Raw genomic sequence first — 17,401 nt, 5'->3', positions numbered from 1 at the left:
CGGCAGATTATTTTCGCTGGGGAAAAGCGCCTCCCGTTAACGTTTCGGTCTTGCCTTCATCGGTTAAAAGCGGGCGCAGCGCTGCCATTTTATTTCCGATCATTGAAAAGCTGCATGTTGCAATCCGTGCAACTCTCTGATTCCAAGGAGGGAATCCGGATCGATGCTGATTCTTTAACGGAACTCGGCATGTTGGGCGCGGCGGTTAACGAAAGTAAACGATTCATTAACCTTAATGGCGTTTAACTGATCTCAAGGATCATGTGCCAGAATCACCGTTCGTAAATTCGGTCGGTCTGGGCGTGGTTTGTAACGGAGAGTTGGTGTCAGAGGTATCGATGAGCGGCAAGCACGTAGCTGTTCTTATGGGTGGGTTTTCTTCGGAGCGGCCGGTTAGCCTGTCGTCGGGGAACGCTTGCGCGCTCGCCCTTGAGGGTGAGGGGTACAAGGTTACCCGTGTCGACGTGGGCCGCGATGTCGCCGCCGTGCTCGATGAATTGCGTCCCGACGTCGCCTTCAATGCCCTGCATGGGCCTTTCGGTGAAGATGGCACCATTCAGGGCATTCTCGAATATCTTGCCATTCCCTATACCCATTCCGGCGTGCTTGCTTCGGCGCTCGCCATGGACAAGGCGCAGGCGAAGAAAGTGGCCGCGGCTGCCGGTGTTCCGGTTGCTGTCGAGCGCGTCATGAACCGCTTCGATTTCACCAGCGAGCATCCGCTTTCGCCTCCCTATGTGGTGAAGCCGGTGCGCGAAGGTTCGAGCTTCGGTGTTGTCATCGTCAAGGAAGACCAGTCGCATCCGCCGCAGATTCTTACCTCGTCGGAATGGCGTTACGGCGATCAGGTGATGGTCGAGCGCTATATTCATGGCCGCGAACTGACCTGCGGTGTGCTTGACGGCGAGGCGCTTGGCGTCACGGAAGTGGTGCCGCTCGGTCACAATTTCTATGATTATGACGCTAAATACGCTGCCGGTGGCTCAAAGCATGTCATTCCGGCAGAAATTTCACCGAAAATTTACCAAAAAATTCAAACACTGGCGGTTATGGCACATCAGGCGATCGGGTGCCGTGGCGTAAGCCGTTCAGACTTTCGTTACGACGACCGCTTCTCAGAAGATGGCGAAGTTATCTGGCTTGAAGTGAATACGCAGCCGGGCATGACGCCGACCTCCCTGGTGCCGGAAATGGCGGCTCATGCTGGCCGCTCCTTTGGTAACCTTGTCAGCTGGATGGTGGAGGACGCTTCGTGTTTGCGGTGATCGGCAAAAAGTCGACGGCAAAAAAGCGCGAGCAATATGCGGCGGCGGCCAATGCCGACGATCGCAGGGTGCTGCCGCGTCCGATGCGTCGCGTCGTGCGCTTCTGCGTCAGCCTCGCGACCGGGCGCATTCACATTCCGGCCCATACCGGCACCATTTCTGCCGTCGCCTTCTACGCGGTGACCGGGCTTTACGGCATGTCGCTCGGCGGACACACCAATATCGTTACCCAGACCACGACATCGGCCGCTGGTTTTGCCGTTGAAGACGTCAAGGTTTCCGGCAATTTGCAGACTTCCGAAATCGAGGTCTTCCAGCTTCTCGGCCTCGACGGCAGCACCTCGCTGATTGCGCTCGATATCGATGCTGCGCGTCGCAAGCTCGTCCAGCTTCCCTGGGTGGAAGATGTCGATATCCGTAAGGTCTATCCGAAGACGGTTGAGGTTCGGTTGAAGGAGCGTGAGGCCTTCGGCATCTGGCAGCACGGTTCGGAACTGTCGCTGATCGAAAAAAGCGGCAGCGTGATCGCGCCGCTGCGCGACAATAAATTCGCCGCCCTGCCGCTTTTCGTCGGACGTGATGCGGAAACGGGCGCTGCCGGCTTTGTCCAGCAGCTGGCCGACTGGCCGGAAATCCGCACCCGTGTCCGCGCCTATGTGCGCATTGCCGGGCGCCGCTGGGATCTGCATCTCGACAACGGCATCGTCGTCAAGCTGCCGGAAGAAAACCTGCCGCAGGCGCTGCAATTGCTCGCGCGGCTCGATCTCGAGGAAAAAGTCCTGTCCCGTGATGTCGCCGCCGTCGATCTGCGGCTGGCGGATCGCACGACGATCCAGTTGACCGAGGGCGCGACAGCCCGTCGCCAGACCGCGGTGGATGCACGCACGAAGGCACTCAAGAAAGCGGAGAAGAACACATGAGCTTTTTTGGTTCTTCCCATTTCGGCCTGCCTCGTCTGAAGCCGCTTTCCTCCAAGCGCAGCCACATCGTTTCTGTTCTCGACATCGGCTCGACCAAGGTTGTGTGCATGATCGGCCGGCTGACGCCGCGTCAGGAAAGCGAAATCTTGCCCGGCCGCACCCACAAGGTCGAAATCATCGGTATTGGCCACCAGCGTTCGCGCGGCGTGAAATCCGGTGTGATCGCCGATCTGGACGCGCTGGAAGGCGTTATCCGTCTTTCGGTCGATGCGGCCGAGCGCATGGCGGGGCTTACCGTCGACAGCCTGATCGTCAATGTTTCGGCAGGACGACTGGCGAGCGACATCTATACCGCGAGCATCGATCTCGGCGGCCAGGAAGTGGAAGCAAGCGATCTGCGCAAGGTTCTGGTGGCGGCAAGCCAGCAGTCCATGCGTCAGGATCGGGCGATCCTGCATTCGCTGCCGACGGGCTATTCGCTGGACGGCGAGCGCGGTATCCGCGATCCGCTGTCGATGTATGGCGACCTTCTCGGCGTCGACATGCATGTCGTGACGGTCGAGCGCACGGCGCTGAAGAACCTCGAACTTTGCGTCAACCGCGCGCATCTTTCGGTCGAAGGCATGGTGGCGACGCCTTATGCCAGCGGTCTTGCGGCGCTGGTGGATGACGAGGTCGAACTTGGCTGTGCGGCTATCGACATGGGCGGCGGCACCACGACGATTTCGGTTTTCGCCGAAGGCCGTCTCATTCACACCGACGCGATCGGCCTTGGCGGCCATCACGTTACGACAGATCTTGCACGTGGCCTCTCGACACGAATCGAAGATGCGGAGAGACTGAAGGTGGTGCATGGTTCGGCTTTGCTGAATGGCGCGGATGAGCGCGACATGATTTCGATCCCGCCGATTGGCGAAGATGATCGCGATCAACCATCGCAAGTTTCAAGAGCACTTGTAACCCGCATCGTGCGGGCGCGTATCGAAGAGACGCTGGAATTGATCCGTGATCGTATCCAGAAGTCCGGCTTCAGCCCCATCGTCGGCAAGCGTGTTGTCCTGACCGGCGGCGCAAGCCAGCTGACGGGGCTGCCGGAAACGGCACGGCGCATTCTTGCCCGCAACGTTCGTATCGGCCGCCCCATGGGGGTTGCGGGTCTTCCGGTTGCGGCGAAGGGACCGGCATTTTCAACCGCCTGCGGACTGATGATCTATCCGCAGGTGGCGGATATCGAAATTCATGCGGCGCAAGGCGGAATGTTCTCGCCGTTTGGTACGGGTAGCGGCCGGATAGCCCGGGTAGGGCAATGGCTGAAAGAGAGTTTTTGAGTGGCCTTGTGGCGTAAGCCGGAGGTTTCAGAGTTGAGTTTTCAAGAATCGGCCAGCGGGGCGATGCGGCCAGAGAAAGAAGGAATGGTAAAATGACGATACAGCTGCAAAAGCCTGATATCACCGAGTTGAAGCCACGCATCACCGTTTTCGGTGTCGGTGGCGGCGGTGGTAACGCTGTCAACAACATGATCACGGCTGGCCTCCAGGGCGTCGACTTCGTCGTCGCCAACACGGATGCGCAGGCACTGACCATGACGAAGGCAGACCGGGTCATCCAGCTCGGCGTCAACGTCACCGAGGGTCTCGGTGCCGGTTCCCAGCCGGAAGTCGGCCGCGCCGCCGCTGAAGAATGCATCGATGAGATCATCGATCACCTGAACGGCACCCACATGTGCTTCGTCACTGCCGGCATGGGCGGCGGCACCGGCACGGGTGCAGCACCCGTTGTCGCACAGGCGGCCCGCAACAAGGGCATCCTGACGGTCGGCGTCGTCACCAAGCCTTTCCACTTCGAAGGCGGCCGCCGCATGCGTCTTGCCGAACAGGGCATCGAGGAACTGCAGAAGTCCGTCGATACGCTGATCGTCATTCCGAACCAGAACCTCTTCCGCATTGCCAATGACAAGACGACCTTTGCCGACGCCTTCGCCATGGCCGACCAGGTTCTCTATTCCGGCGTTGCCTGCATTACCGATCTGATGGTGAAGGAAGGTCTCATCAACCTCGACTTCGCCGACGTTCGCTCGGTCATGCGTGAAATGGGCCGCGCAATGATGGGTACCGGCGAAGCTTCCGGTCCGGGCCGTGCGATGCAGGCTGCGGAAGCGGCCATCGCCAACCCGCTGCTCGACGAAACCTCGATGAAGGGCGCACAGGGCCTGCTGATCTCCATCACCGGTGGTCGCGACCTTACCCTGTTCGAAGTCGACGAGGCTGCAACCCGTATCCGCGAAGAAGTCGATCCGGATGCGAACATCATCCTCGGCGCAACCTTCGACGAGGCTCTGGAAGGTCTCATCCGCGTCTCCGTCGTTGCCACCGGCATCGACCGCGTTGCGGGTATCGGCGAACAGAACGTTGCCGAAATGCGCGCTGCTGCCGCCAAGCCGCTTATCCGTCCTTCCGCGGCCGTTGCTTCGGCTCCGGCCGCAGTTCAGCCTGCCCAGACAGCATCGCAGGCACCAAAGACCGTAGACCAGATCGCCCAGACCATCCGTTCGGCGGAAGCCGAAATGGAACGTGAACTCGGTTTCGCGGCACACCAGCAGCCGGCCCAGGATTTCCGTCCGCAGAGCAAGCTGTTCGCATCGTCCCCGGCTGAAGCACCGGTTCTCCGTCCGGCCCAGCCGGTTCAGCAGGCCGCTCCGGCTCCGGTTGCCCAGGCACCGGTCTACCATGCCCCGGAACAGGTTGCCGCTCCGGCTCCGCGCCTGCAGCAGCCGCAGGCTCCTGTCTACCAGGAACCCGCCCCGGTTGCCCGCCAGCCCGAGCCGGTGCGCATGCCGAAGGTCGAAGACTTCCCGCCGGTCGTCAAGGCCGAGCTGGACCACCGCACCCACGCCGCTCCTGCTGCCCAGGAAGAGCGTGGCCCGATGGGTCTTCTGAAGCGCATCACCAACTCGCTTGGCCGCCGCGAAGAGGAAGAAGTTCCCTCCGACATGATGGATGCGCCGAGCATGGCACCGCAGCAGCGCCGCGCCCCGCTTTCGCCGGAAGCCAGCCTCTACGCACCGCGTCGTGGCCAGCTTGACGATCACGGTCGTGCGACGCCTTCTTCGGCCAGCCACCACGACGACGACCAGCTGGAAATCCCGGCCTTCCTGCGCCGCCAGTCCAACTAAGAGCGATTCCATACGCCTCTTGAAACGCCCGGATCACACGATCCGGGCGTTTTGTTTATTTTGCGTTATTAACAGTAAATTAATTCACGTTTTCAATGATTTACGCGTGTAACAATCCGAAACGAACAGTGATTTGTCGTGGCACGTACATGTGCGTATGTATTAGGCTGGGTAGAGGAAAACATTGACTTTGCCGGTCCTTAAAAACCGGCTTGAAAAACTTGAACGGCGCTTCATGAAGCGGCGCGGTTTGCAAAACAAGGCACATACGCATGACTATCGGACTGCTCGGATTTCAAACGACTATCGCAAATGCTGTTCAGCTCAAGGGCATTGGCGTGCATTCCGGCAATCCGGTTTCGATGACCTTCCAGCCTGCAGAAGCCGGAACGGGCATCGTGTTCCATCGCCTTCACGAGAATGGCAGTGTAACCGAGTTGAAGGCGGTGTCTGCCAATGTCGGCAATACCGACCTGTGCACCGTGCTCGGCCGTTCGCTATCCCAGTCAGTGGCAACGATCGAGCACGTCATGGCCGCCATCTACGCCATGGGCCTCGATAACCTCGTCGTTGAAGTTGACGGTCCGGAAGCGCCGATCATGGATGGCAGCTCCGCACCTTTCATTGAGGCGATCGAATCGGCCGGCATCAAGAATCTCGGTGCAAAGCGTCGCTATATTCGCGTCATCAAGCCGGTCCGCATTGATTCGGGTGCATCCTGGGCAGAGTTCCGTCCCTATGACGGCACGCGGTTCGAAGTCGATATCGATTTCGACGCGCCGCTGATCGGCAAGCAGTCCTGGAAGGGCGACCTGACGGCGGATACGTTCAAGAACGAGCTTTCGCGCGCCCGTACCTTCGGTTTCATGCGTGACGTGGAACGCCTGTGGGCCGCCGGTTATGCACTCGGCTCCTCGCTTGAAAATTCGGTTGTCATCTCCGACGACAACAGCGTCATCAACATGGAAGGCCTGCGTTACGCCAAGGATGAATTCGTCCGCCACAAGACGCTGGACGCCGTGGGCGACCTGGCGCTTGCCGGCGCTCAGTTCATCGGCTCCTACCGCTCCTATCGCGGCGGCCACAAGGTCAATGCGAACGCGCTGAAGGCTCTCCTGAGCGACCGCACGGCCTATGAGATCGTCGAGGCTCCGGCCGCCCGCAATCAGGTACGTGCCCGCGAATTCGTTCCGGTCAACATGCCGGAATTCGCCCCCTGGTCGGCCTGAGTTTGTTTGCAGGCTATTGATTGACAGGAAAAGCCGCTCCGCTTCGGGGCGGCTTTTTCGTAATGCGGGCGAGATGTTTCCTAATATCGCCTGATATTCATGCGATTGCGCGGGCGGATGCCATAAAAATGCGTTAATGCGTCATCATTGCGTTGCCCTGCGGATGCTTTTATGGCTAGAAACGCCAGTGCAAAGCCGATGCTTATGTATTTGCGCGGGAAGTGGGAACTGTCGAATGAAGCATGTAGGGTCTGGTGCAATGAAGGGTACGATGCGGGGGATCGCCGTTTCGTTGATGTTGGTCGGTGCGAGTGTCGCCGTCACGGCCTGCCAGTCCGATCCGGATATCGACATTACCAAGCTCGGCGTTGAGACCGATCCGCCTGACGTTCTGTACAAGCAGGGGCTTGCCAACATGAACGCCGGCAACATGACCGAAGCCTCACGCAAGTTCGAGGCGATCGACAAGCAATATCCCTTTACCGAATGGGGCCAGAAGGCTCTGGTGATGCAGACCTTCATCGCCACGCGCACCAACAAGAACGACGTGGCCATCGCATCGGGCAGCCGCTTCCTGCGCCAATATCCGCGCTCCAAGGATGCTGCCTACGTTCAGTACATGATCGGTCTTGCCTATTCTAAGCAGATTTCCGACGTAACGCAGGACCAGCGCGCCGCGCAGCGTACGGTCGAGGCGATGAACAAGGTGGTCAACGACTATCCCGATTCGGAATATGTCGCCGACGCGCAGGCCAAGATCCGTTTCGCGCGCGACCAGCTCGCCGGCCGCGAAATGCAGGTCGGTCGTTATTATCTTGAGCGCAAGGAATATCTCGCCGCCGTCTCGCGTTTCCGCATCGTCGTCGAGCAGTACCAGAACACCAACCAGATCGAAGAAGCGCTGGCGCGTCTGACGGAAGCCTATTACGCAATGGGTCTTTCCGACGAGGCGCAGACTGCGGCCGCCGTTCTCGGTAACAACTATCCCGACAGCCAATGGTATGCGGATTCCTACAAGCTGCTGAAGGGCGGCGGGCTGGAGCCGCGTGAAAACAAGGGGTCCTGGATTTCGCGTGCCGGCAAGAAGCTTATCGGCGCCTGAGACAGGGCATAGGCCATGCTGGTCCAGCTCTCGATACGCGATATCGTTCTGATTGAAAGGCTCGACCTCGGCTTTGAGGCGGGCCTTTCCGTGTTGACGGGTGAGACGGGCGCGGGCAAATCCATTCTGCTCGACAGCCTGTCGCTGGCTCTCGGCGGACGTGGTGATGGCGGCCTGGTGCGTCACGGGGAGGAGAAGGGGCAGGTTACCGCCACTTTCGAAGTCCCGAACAGTCATCCCACACGGCTTCTCCTGCGTGAAAACGGTCTCGATGATGATGGCGACCTGATCTTCCGCCGCGTGCAATCCGCCGACGGGCGGACCAAGGCCTATATCAACGATCAGGCCATCAGCGTGCAGATGATGCGCCAGCTCGGGCAATTGCTGGTCGAAATTCACGGCCAGCATGATGATCGCGCCCTTGTCGATACCGATGCCCACCGCACGCTGCTGGATGCCTTTGCCGGGCTCAGCGACGATGCCCGTGCCGTGCAGGGTTTCTACCGCACCTGGAAAGATGCCGAGCGGGCGTTAAAGACCCACCGCGCCAAGGTGGAGGCTGCTGCCCGCGAGGCTGATTATCTGCGTTCCTCCGTCGAAGAGCTTGAAGTGCTTTCGCCACGTGACGGCGAGGAGGACGAGCTTGCCGACCGCCGGGCGATCATGCAGAAATCCGAACGTATTGCCGGCGATATCGCCGAAGCAAGCGAGTTCCTGAACGGCAACGCTTCGCCTGTGCCGATGATTGCTTCGATGATGCGGCGTCTGGAGCGCAAGAGCCACGAGGCACCGGGATTGCTGGAAGACACCGTGCAATTGCTGGATGCCGCGCTCGACAGTCTTTCCAACGCGCAGATGGAAGTGGAGGCGGCGCTGCGCCGCACCGAGTTCGATCCGCGTGAGCTGGAACGGGTGGAGGAGCGGCTGTTTGCGCTGCGCGCCGCCGGACGCAAATATAATGTCCCGGTGCCTGATCTGCCGGCGCTTGCGGAAAAAATGGTCGCGGATCTTGCAGATCTCGATGCGGGCGAGGAAAAGCTCGGCAAACTCGAAGCCAATCTCGGCGTCGTAAAAGCCGATTTTGACCGTGCGGCGAAGTCGCTTTCCGAAAAGCGACGCCATGCGGCAAATGCACTTTCCGAGGCTGTCATGGCCGAGCTTCCGGCGCTCAAGCTGGAGCGGGCACGCTTCACCGTCGAAGTCAGCTCCGATCCGGAGCAGGCGACGGCTGATGGTATCGACATTGTCGAATTCCACGTCCAGACCAATCCGGGAACGCGTCCCGGCCCGATTATGAAGGTTGCCTCGGGCGGCGAACTGTCCCGTTTCCTCTTGGCGCTGAAAGTGGCGCTGGCGGATCGCGGTTCCGCACCGACGCTGGTTTTCGACGAAATTGACACGGGCGTCGGCGGGGCTGTGGCGGATGCCATCGGCCAGCGGCTGCGTCGTCTGTCGAAAACCGTGCAGGTTCTGTCAGTCACCCACGCGCCGCAGGTGGCCGCGCGGGCGGCGACGCATCTTCTCATTTCCAAGGGTCCTTCCGGCGACGGAAGCGAGCGTATCGCCACACGCGTGGCGACGATGGAGCCAAACCACCGCACGGAAGAAATCGCCCGCATGCTTGCGGGCGCTTCGGTGACCGATGAGGCGAGGGCTGCGGCCGCCCGCCTGCTTGCCGCCAAGGATTAACGGCTAACGGCCACCGCCACGCCGGAGCCGATCATGACCCCGCCAGCTGCCCGGTTCACCCTGCGGACGATTCTCGGCTCCCGCAGCAGCTTTCTTGCCCGCACGGCAAGAACAACATGACCGCCGATAACAATCGCTTCCACCGCGACGATGACGGACGCCAGCGCCAGAAGGTGATCGACGGTCAGCGAAGCGCCGACGACGTTTGGCAGCAATGCCACGTAAAAGAGCGGCATCTTTGGATTGCCGAGGTTAAGTGCGGTTCCGGTGGCGAATATCGAGATGAGGCTACGGCCGCCATTCATGGGTTGCAGATCGGGAACGACAGGTTCCGCTGTCCAGAGCTTGAAGCCCATCCAGATGAGATAGGCTGCGCCGCCATAGCGCAACACTGCCATAACCGTCCCCATTTCGGCGGCGAGGATGGACAGGCCGAAGGCTGCAAGTGTGAGGAAAATCAAGATCCCAGCGACAGTCCCGGCCCCATAGGCGAGGCCGGAGGCGGCGCCATGGGTGATGGTGCGGGCGACGATGGTCATATTGTCTGGTCCGGGGCTGGCCGCGAACACGAAGAAGGCTGCTGCAAAGGCAATGAGGGTGGTGAGTTCCATGGGGGCTCCGGCATCCGTTTCATCCGGATGTTCAGAATAGCGGATTCCCCCCTGTTGAAAAGCGAGGATGGTTTTGTGTTTGCCAATAATTCGCTAAAAGCATTGCAGATTCATCCGTGAGGCTTCTTCCATGTCGAAAGACCAGACACCCGTCGAAAACCTGACCGAGCTTGAGGCCTCTTCCGAACTTGCGTTTCTGGCGGCCGAACTTGCCCGCCATGATGCGCTCTACCATGGCAAGGATGCGCCGGAGATTTCGGACGCGGACTATGATGCGCTGAAGCGGCGCAACGATGCCATCGAGGCGGCGTTTCCGGCGCTGGTGCGGGCCGACAGCCCGTCGAAGAAAGTCGGCTTCACACCGCTTCCGACCTTTGCGCCGATCGTGCATGCGCGGCCGATGCTCTCGCTCGACAATACGTTTTCCGAAGAAGATCTGCGGGATTTCGTTAGCTCCGTCTATCGCTTCCTCGGACATCTGCCGGATGATTCCATCGCTTTTACCGCCGAGCCGAAGATCGACGGCCTTTCCATGTCCATCCGCTACGAGAAGGGCAAGCTGAAGACGGCCGCGACGCGTGGCGACGGCACGACGGGCGAGAACGTCACCGCCAATATCAAGACCATCAAGGAAATTCCGAACGAACTGCCTGCCGATGCGCCCGATGTGGTGGAGGTGCGCGGTGAGGTCTATATGGCCAAGAGCGACTTCATGGCGCTCAATGCGCAGATGGAGGCCGACGGCAAGCAGACCTATGTGAACCCGCGCAACACGGCCTCCGGTTCGCTACGCCAGCTTGACGCCAATGTGACGGCGAAACGCAAGCTGCGGTTCTTCGCCTATGCGCTCGGCGAAGTCTCGAATGGCGGCCAGCCGGCGCGGATTGCCGACACACAATATGGCATCGTCGAGAAGTTCCGGGACTGGGGTTTTCCGGTCAATCCGCTGATGAAGCGATTCACTTCGGCCGAGCAATTGCTTGAACATTATAATGAAATCGGCGTCGCGCGACCCGACCTCGATTACGATATCGACGGTGTGGTCTACAAGGTCGACCGGCTGGACCTTCAGGAACGGCTTGGCTTCCGTTCGCGCAGCCCGCGCTGGGCTACCGCGCACAAGTTTCCGGCCGAACAGGCCTTCACCACGGTCGAGAACATTGAAATCCAGGTAGGACGCACCGGTGCGCTGACGCCGGTTGCGCGTCTGACGCCGATCACCGTCGGCGGTGTCGTCGTCACCAATGCGACGTTGCATAATGCCGATTACATCGAGGGTATCGGCAATAGCGGCGAGCGCATCCGTCCTGAAGATCATGACATCCGCATTGGCGATACCGTCATCGTGCAGCGTGCTGGCGACGTCATTCCGCAGGTGCTGGATGTGCTTCTGGAGAAGCGCCCGGCCGAGGCGGTGAAGTATGCGTTTCCGGAGAAGTGTCCGGTTTGTGGCAGCCATGCGGTGCGGGAGCGCAATGAGAAGACCGGCAAACTCGATTCGGTCACGCGCTGCACCGGCGGTTTCGTCTGCCGGGCGCAGGCGGTGGAGCATCTGAAACATTTCGTCTCGCGCAATGCCTTTGACATAGAAGGGTTGGGCACCAAGCAGATCGACTTCTTCTTCGAAAGCGACGATCCTTCCCTGTCGATCAAGACTGCGCCTGATATCTTCACGCTGAAGGCGCGGCAGGAGGCATCGCATCTTACCAAGCTCGAAAATATCGACGGTTTCGGTAAGGTCAGCGTCAAGAAGCTGTTCGATGCCATCGATGCCCGCCGCGAGATCGATCTTCACCGGCTGATCTTCGCGCTCGGCATTCGTCATGTGGGCGAAACCACGGCGAAGCTTCTGGCGCGCTCCTACGGCACCTATGAGCATTTCGAGGAGGCCATGAAGGCGGCCGCCGATCCGGCGAGCGATGCCTGGGCCGAGCTCAACAGCATCGATGGCATCGGCGAGGTCGTGGCCCGCGCCATCATCGAATTCTACAAGGAGCCGCGCAATCTCGATGTCATCGACCGGTTGATACGGGAGTTGCAGCCGAAGGAGGCCGAGAAGCCCTCGACGGAAGGCAGCCCAGTGGCCGGCAAGACGGTGGTATTCACCGGCTCGCTCGAAAAATTCACGCGTGACGAGGCGAAGGCTCGCGCGGAAAGTCTGGGCGCCAAGGTGGCCGGTTCCGTATCGAAGAAGACGGATATTCTGGTAGCCGGGCCGGGGGCAGGTTCAAAGCTTGCCAAGGCGGCGGAGCTGGGTGTGCAGACCATGGACGAGGACGAGTGGCTGGCGCTGATCGGCGGCTGAGGCACCGTCATCGCCGCGTTGTTCTGCACCGCTACTGGTCTCATCCTGAAACGGGGAACGGGACATGGATGATCGCATCGTCATCTCTACGCAGCAGGTTCGAGCGCTGATCGCAGGCCAGTTTCCGCAATGGGCGGCGCTCGATGTCAGGCCGGTAGAACTGAGCGGCTGGGATAATCGCAGCTTCCGCCTCGGTGAGGATATGCTCGTTCGCCTGCCAAGCGCTGAGCGTTATGTGGCGCAGGTGGAGAAGGAGCACCGGTGGCTACCGGAACTTGCGCCTCTTTTGCCTCTTCCGATCCCGGAGCCACTGGCGCTCGGCAAGCCCGGAGAGGATTATCCGTTTTGCTGGTCAGTCTATGGCTGGCTTGAAGGCGAGCCTCTCGCCCGGCATCTCGGGCATATCGATCTTCCAACCATAGCCGTTGATGTGGCGGCGTTTTTGAAAGTCCTGCATGGCATCGATGCCTCCGATGGCCCGCTTGCGGGTGAGCACAATTTCCACCGCGGCGGGTCGCTTGCAGTCTATGACGGCGAGGCGAAGGCGGCGGCGGCGCGTCTTGACGATGAGATCGATCGCGCGCTGGCCATGGAGATATGGCAGCTTGCCCTTTCCAGCCGCTGGCAGAGGCCGGGTGTGTGGGTGCATGGCGATATTGCAGAGGGCAATCTGCTCGTCAAAGATGGCCGCCTTTCAGCGGTCATCGATTTCGGCAGCTCCGGCGTTGGCGACCCGTCTTCCGATCTCATTCTCGCATGGAATGTGCTCGATACGGAAAGCCGAGCCGTGTTTCGCCGGGCACTGGATAGGGATGATGCCACCTGGCAACGCGGACGTGGCTGGGCGCTGTGGAAGGCGCTGATCACGCTTGAAGCGCAGCGCGGCCGCAACGAACAAATGGCCGAATGGTCGCGCCGGACCATTCGGGAAGTGTTTGCGGATCATCTATCTGCCTGAAACATCAACGCAGACGCGCCATCACATAGGCGTCGACATATTTGCCGTCGCGATACGCATCGTTGCGCAAGGTGCCTTCACGTTCGAAACCGAATTTCTCATAAAGCCGTATGGCGGCGGGGTTGTCGGTGAAGACGTTCAGTTCGATGCGGCGGATGTCGTGCCAATTGTCGGCCGCATCGATGAGCGCCGCCAGAAGCCTTGAACCAACGCCCTTTCCGGCGAAATCGTCGTGAACGGACATCGCAAGATCGGCGACATGGTACTGTCGGCCGGCTCTGCGGTATAATCCGGCGTTTCCGATGAGTTTCCCATGCCAGTCCGCGACGATGGCAATATCGGTGGGAGCTCGGTTCTCTATTGATTTTCTCGTCTTTTCAACCGTCTGAAAAGGTTGCCGAAGGGTACCGTGCCGGACGCCGGGCAGGTTGAGCATTTCGGTCAAGGCTTCGACGTCTTCAAGCCGGGTCGCGCGCAGGACAACGTCCTTCAGATCAAATGGCTTGTTTGTAATATCCGCTGGTTTCATGTTCATGCCTGTCTCCTTGTGGCGCGTTCGGAGCAGGCGTGACACCCCTGCTCTTATCGGCAGGGGTGGATGTTGATCGCTCAGTGCGCGGACATGCCTCTCCCTGCCGGTTGACCGGTAATTGTCATGTGGCGGGTGGTTGTCGTCTTGATAGCGATCATGAAGGGGAGAATGCTTTTACGATCTGTCACTGTCAAGCGGGTGCCTTGCGCAGGAAATTCCTTAGTTTTGCCGGCAGCCTGCCGTCGATTGCCGCAAGGCCGGCCGCGATCATCGCCATGCCTGCGAAATGCTTGATTTCCAGCTGTTCGCCGAGAATGAGCGAACCGAGCAGGATGGCGCTGACGGGGATGAGGAAAGTGACGAGCGCGAGGTTGGTGGCGCCGGCTGTGGCGAGAATGCGGAAGAAGATGAGATAGGCGAGCGCCGTCGACAGCAGGGCGATGCCGATGAGCGCCCCCCAGGTGCCAAGGCTCGGCATGGCAAGCGTCCATGGCTTGTCGATGAGGAGAGCAGCCGGGATCAGCATCAGCGTCGAGGAGGATATCTGGCCGGTGGCGGTCATCAGCGGCGGCACGCCCATGGCCTTGAAGCGGCGGCCGAATATGCCCGCGAAGGAATAGGAGATGGCCGCGCCGAGAATGGCGATCTGACCCCAAAGGCTGGAGACCGCGCCGCCGAAGGCTGCCGGGCCGATCATGGTGGCCACACCGACAAACCCGATGAGAACGCCGGCCAGCTTGTTACCGGTCATCTTCTCGTCGGCGGTCAGAAAATGGGCGACGATGACGGTAAAGAGCGGCGTCGTCGCATTGAGGATCGAGGCCAGCCCGCTGGCAATATGGGTCTGGCCCCAGACGATCAGGCAGAAGGGAATGATGTTGTTGAGCAGTCCCATGCCGAAAAAGGCGCGCCATACGGCCCATTGGCGCGGCAGGTGAAGGCCCATGATGCGGCAGACGATGAGAAGCGCCAGGGCCGCCATGCTGACGCGCAGCGTGACGATGGTGACGGGCGGCAGTTCCTTGACGGCGATGCCGATGAAAAAGAACGATCCGCCCCACAGGAGCGAGAGCGCGACGAGCATCCCCCATTCGCCGGCATCCATCTGTTTCTGTATCGCCATCTTCGTCTCCCAAGGGCATGAATTTTGACATGGTCGCAGATCGGATCGCTGCCATCCACCCGATATGGGTTGAGTTCACCTCAATTGGATATTCGCGGTTTCCGGTCGCTTCGCGTCCTGTTGCTTCTATTTACTCCCCGTTTTATGGTGTTTTCAAACGATAGTTTCTCGTCAGATAATTGAGCTGAGCTAAATCATGGCAATGGAGCTTCCGTCCCTGAAAGGATTGCAGGCCTTCGAAGCTGCCGCGCGATATCGCAGCGTTACGCTTGCTTCCAACGAGTTGAATGTCACGCCCGGCGCGGTTAGCCTGCAGATCAGGGAGCTCGAAGCCCGGCTTGGCGTACAGCTGTTTGTCCGCAAACCACGCAGCATCCAGCTGACGCGTGAGGGTGAGCGTTATTATGGCTCCCTTCGCACCGCATTCCGGATGATGCGCGAGGCGACGGCGGAGCTGACGGCGCGATCGGAGATTACGGTGTTGACGCTGAGCTGCACGCCGACATTTGCCGTGCAATGGCTGATGCCGAGGCTGCCCGGTTTCCAGCAGCGACACCCGCATGTGGATGTCCGCATCAGCGTCACCAACCGGCTGGTGGATTTTTCAAGGGACGATGTCGATCTGGCCGTGCGGCATGGTTTCGGCCGGTATGAAGGGCTGGAGAGCATCCGCTTCATAGATGACAGCACCTTGCCCGTCTGCTCGCCGCAGCTTTTTGAAAAATACGGGCCGCTTCGGGTGGCGGGCGATCTGCAATCCGTTCCCCTGCTGCACGACGAAAATCGTAACGAATGGCGGCGCTGGCTCGAAACGGCGGGGGCGAGAGAGGTCGACGCTTCCGGTGGCACCGTGTTTATCGACAGCAATGGCGCGCTGGATGCGGCCAAGGCCGGACATGGTGTTGCCCTGACACGGCGCTCGCTTGTTTCCCGTGAACTTGCCGAGGGCGCGCTGATTGCACCCTTCGGCACGGATATTGCCAGCACGCTTGCCTACTTCCTCGTCTACCCACGGCGAATGCTGGATAATCCCGATCTCGCGACGCTCATTGACTGGATGCTTTCGGAAGCGGGTTCGGGCGAAGTCGGTTCTCTTTGACGCCAATCCGGTTTATGCCGGAATGAAACAACGGGAATCACTTTTGAAAACTATCGCCATCGATTTCGAGACCGCCAATGAGGAAAGGGGCAGCGCCTGCTCCGTCGGACTTGCGTGGATAGAAGACGGTGAGATCGTTCGTGTCGAGGAACGGCTCATCCGGCCGAAGGATATGCGGTTTTCGCCCTTCAACATCGCCGTGCACGGGATTCGGCCTGCCGATGTCGAGGACGCGCCGGAATTTCCTGATGTGATGGAGGAGTTCATCGACGATTTTCAGGGCGCCACGATGATCGCCCACAATGCCGCCTTCGATTTCAGCGTCATGCGCGCCTCCTTCGACAAATACCGGCAGTCCTATCCTGATCTTTCCTATCTGTGCAGCGTCAAGATCGCCCGCCATGTCTGGCCGCAGCTGGAATCGCACAAACTGAATGTGATCGCCCATCATCTCCAGTTGCGTTTCGTGCACCACAATGCCGCCGAAGATGCCGTCGTCTGCGCGGCGGCTTCGATTGCTGCGGCCAAGGCGCTGCGTGTTTCCCATATCCGCGACCTGCCGGAAAAGATCGGCATGGTCGCCGGCCGTCTCACATCCAGCGGCTATCAGCCCTGCAGCATGAAAAAACGCGTCGTCTCCCGGGTTGCGTAACTCTTCCCCGCACTTATGTTTGAAGCAGCGTAACGGAGAAGATGCGATGACGATGAAAACTCTCTCGGGTTTGTTTGCGGGCTTTCTGGCGTTGCTTCCGGTGACAGCGGCGCATTCGCAGGTCGTCGGTGAGGTTGGGGTCGACTGGATCGGCAATGATATCGTCATCGAGGCGATCGCCGATCCCAAGATCAAGGGCGTGACCTGCCATGTCACCTATTTTTCGCGCGGCGTCATTGATCGGCTGAAGAACGGCAACTGGTTCGAAGACCCTTCGAACAATGCCATTTCCTGCAGCCAGACGGGACCGGTCGAAATCGGCAACATCGATCTCTCCAAGGGTGGGGAAGAGGTTTTCCGGCAGGGCATGTCGCTGGTCTGGAAAAAGCTCGTCGTCAGCCGCGTTTACGACAAGGCGAATGACACGCTGATCTATCTCGTCCATGCGCGGGAACTCACCGATGGTTCGGCCAAGATGGCGATCTCGACGGTGCCGCTTTATAACCAGCAGGTGACGTGGGAGAAGGGCAAGCCATGAGGTTGCCGACCCTCAACCGTCATGCCGGACTTGATCCGGCATCCAGTCACGGCGCGCCTGCGCCGTGAAGAGTCTTACGCGATCAAGGACTTGATCGCACTGGACCCCGGATCAAGTCCGGGGTGACGGAGCTTTACTGAAACGGGACTGCCAAATTGAACATCCCGCCGCTTATACGGCGCTGACGTAAACGGTAGCCCGGCCCG

General features: G+C 59.9%; 15 protein-coding genes. 12 read left to right on the top strand and 3 right to left on the bottom strand.

The features are described 5' to 3' along the window. The first annotated feature begins 338 nt into the window (after positions 1–338). From JZY08_RS09465 to recN, 7 genes are all read left to right on the top strand, one after another. A complete protein-coding gene (locus JZY08_RS09465; RefSeq protein WP_035242234.1) occupies positions 339–1,265 on the top strand; it encodes a D-alanine--D-alanine ligase in 927 nt (308 codons plus the stop codon). Then, positions 1,262–2,185 carry a cell division protein FtsQ/DivIB gene (locus JZY08_RS09460; RefSeq protein ID WP_281357772.1) on the top strand — a complete coding sequence of 308 codons (924 nt, stop codon included), beginning with the start codon at positions 1,262–1,264 and terminating at the stop codon, positions 2,183–2,185. The genes JZY08_RS09465 and JZY08_RS09460 overlap by 4 nt, the downstream gene beginning before the upstream one ends. Next, complete coding sequence (ftsA, locus tag JZY08_RS09455) at positions 2,182–3,513, top strand: cell division protein FtsA (RefSeq protein WP_003513208.1); 1,332 nt, start codon at positions 2,182–2,184, stop codon at positions 3,511–3,513. The genes JZY08_RS09460 and ftsA overlap by 4 nt, the downstream gene beginning before the upstream one ends. A 92-nt stretch (positions 3,514–3,605) precedes the next feature. Further along, positions 3,606–5,357 (top strand): cell division protein FtsZ, encoded by a 1,752-nt coding sequence (gene ftsZ / locus JZY08_RS09450; protein ID WP_082182642.1) that lies wholly within the window; start codon positions 3,606–3,608, stop codon positions 5,355–5,357. Positions 5,358–5,629: 272 nt separating this feature from the next. Next, positions 5,630–6,586: a UDP-3-O-acyl-N-acetylglucosamine deacetylase gene (lpxC, locus tag JZY08_RS09445; RefSeq protein ID WP_216329997.1), complete on the top strand. Its 957-nt coding sequence runs from the start codon at positions 5,630–5,632 to the stop codon at positions 6,584–6,586. Positions 6,587–6,821: 235 nt separating this feature from the next. After that, on the top strand, positions 6,822–7,688 hold the full coding sequence (locus tag JZY08_RS09440) for an outer membrane protein assembly factor BamD (RefSeq protein WP_035242236.1): 867 nt from the start codon (positions 6,822–6,824) through the stop codon (positions 7,686–7,688). A gap of 15 nt (positions 7,689–7,703) precedes the next feature. Next, on the top strand, positions 7,704–9,377 hold the full coding sequence (gene recN, locus JZY08_RS09435) for a DNA repair protein RecN (protein ID WP_216329996.1): 1,674 nt from the start codon (positions 7,704–7,706) through the stop codon (positions 9,375–9,377). On the opposite strand, the gene JZY08_RS09430 is transcribed toward recN, so the two are convergent. After that, positions 9,374–9,988 (bottom strand): LysE family translocator, encoded by a 615-nt coding sequence (locus JZY08_RS09430; RefSeq protein ID WP_137037957.1) that lies wholly within the window; start codon positions 9,986–9,988, stop codon positions 9,374–9,376. The genes recN and JZY08_RS09430 overlap by 4 nt on opposite strands. Positions 9,989–10,118: 130 nt before the next feature. Here JZY08_RS09430 and ligA point away from each other — a divergent pair, with 130 nt between their 5' ends. Both ligA and JZY08_RS09420 read left to right on the top strand, forming a co-directional pair. Then, on the top strand, positions 10,119–12,293 hold the full coding sequence (ligA, locus tag JZY08_RS09425) for an NAD-dependent DNA ligase LigA (protein WP_216329995.1): 2,175 nt from the start codon (positions 10,119–10,121) through the stop codon (positions 12,291–12,293). 64 nt (positions 12,294–12,357) lie between these two features. Beyond that, positions 12,358–13,251 (top strand): aminoglycoside phosphotransferase family protein, encoded by an 894-nt coding sequence (locus JZY08_RS09420; RefSeq protein WP_216329994.1) that lies wholly within the window; start codon positions 12,358–12,360, stop codon positions 13,249–13,251. Between the two features lie 4 nt (positions 13,252–13,255). On the opposite strand, the gene JZY08_RS09415 is transcribed toward JZY08_RS09420, so the two are convergent. Together JZY08_RS09415 and JZY08_RS09410 are read right to left on the bottom strand one after the other, a co-directional pair. Next, a complete protein-coding gene (locus JZY08_RS09415) occupies positions 13,256–13,786 on the bottom strand; it encodes a GNAT family N-acetyltransferase (protein WP_035242238.1) in 531 nt (176 codons plus the stop codon). A 187-nt stretch (positions 13,787–13,973) separates the two neighbouring features. After that, positions 13,974–14,906: a DMT family transporter gene (locus JZY08_RS09410; protein ID WP_216329993.1), complete on the bottom strand. Its 933-nt coding sequence runs from the start codon at positions 14,904–14,906 to the stop codon at positions 13,974–13,976. Between the two features lie 196 nt (positions 14,907–15,102). On the opposite strand from JZY08_RS09410, the gene gcvA reads away from it, so the two are divergent. From gcvA to JZY08_RS09395, 3 genes are read left to right on the top strand one after another with little or no spacing between them, the layout of a single operon-like run. Continuing rightward, the gene (gcvA, locus tag JZY08_RS09405; protein ID WP_216329992.1) at positions 15,103–16,005 is read left to right on the top strand and encodes a transcriptional regulator GcvA; all 903 of its coding nucleotides are present in this window, start codon (positions 15,103–15,105) and stop codon (positions 16,003–16,005) included. A gap of 43 nt (positions 16,006–16,048) precedes the next feature. Beyond that, positions 16,049–16,657 carry a 3'-5' exonuclease gene (locus JZY08_RS09400; RefSeq protein ID WP_137037954.1) on the top strand — a complete coding sequence of 203 codons (609 nt, stop codon included), beginning with the start codon at positions 16,049–16,051 and terminating at the stop codon, positions 16,655–16,657. Between the two features lie 46 nt (positions 16,658–16,703). Next, the gene (locus tag JZY08_RS09395; protein WP_035242248.1) at positions 16,704–17,195 is read left to right on the top strand and encodes a CreA family protein; all 492 of its coding nucleotides are present in this window, start codon (positions 16,704–16,706) and stop codon (positions 17,193–17,195) included. Positions 17,196–17,401 lie beyond the last annotated feature (206 nt).

Origin of the sequence: Rhizobium sp. X9 (genome assembly GCF_018873185.1) — a bacterium.
GTDB classification, from domain to species: domain Bacteria; phylum Pseudomonadota; class Alphaproteobacteria; order Rhizobiales; family Rhizobiaceae; genus Agrobacterium; species Agrobacterium oryzihabitans.
This window is presented reverse-complemented; position numbering and strand designations above follow the sequence as displayed.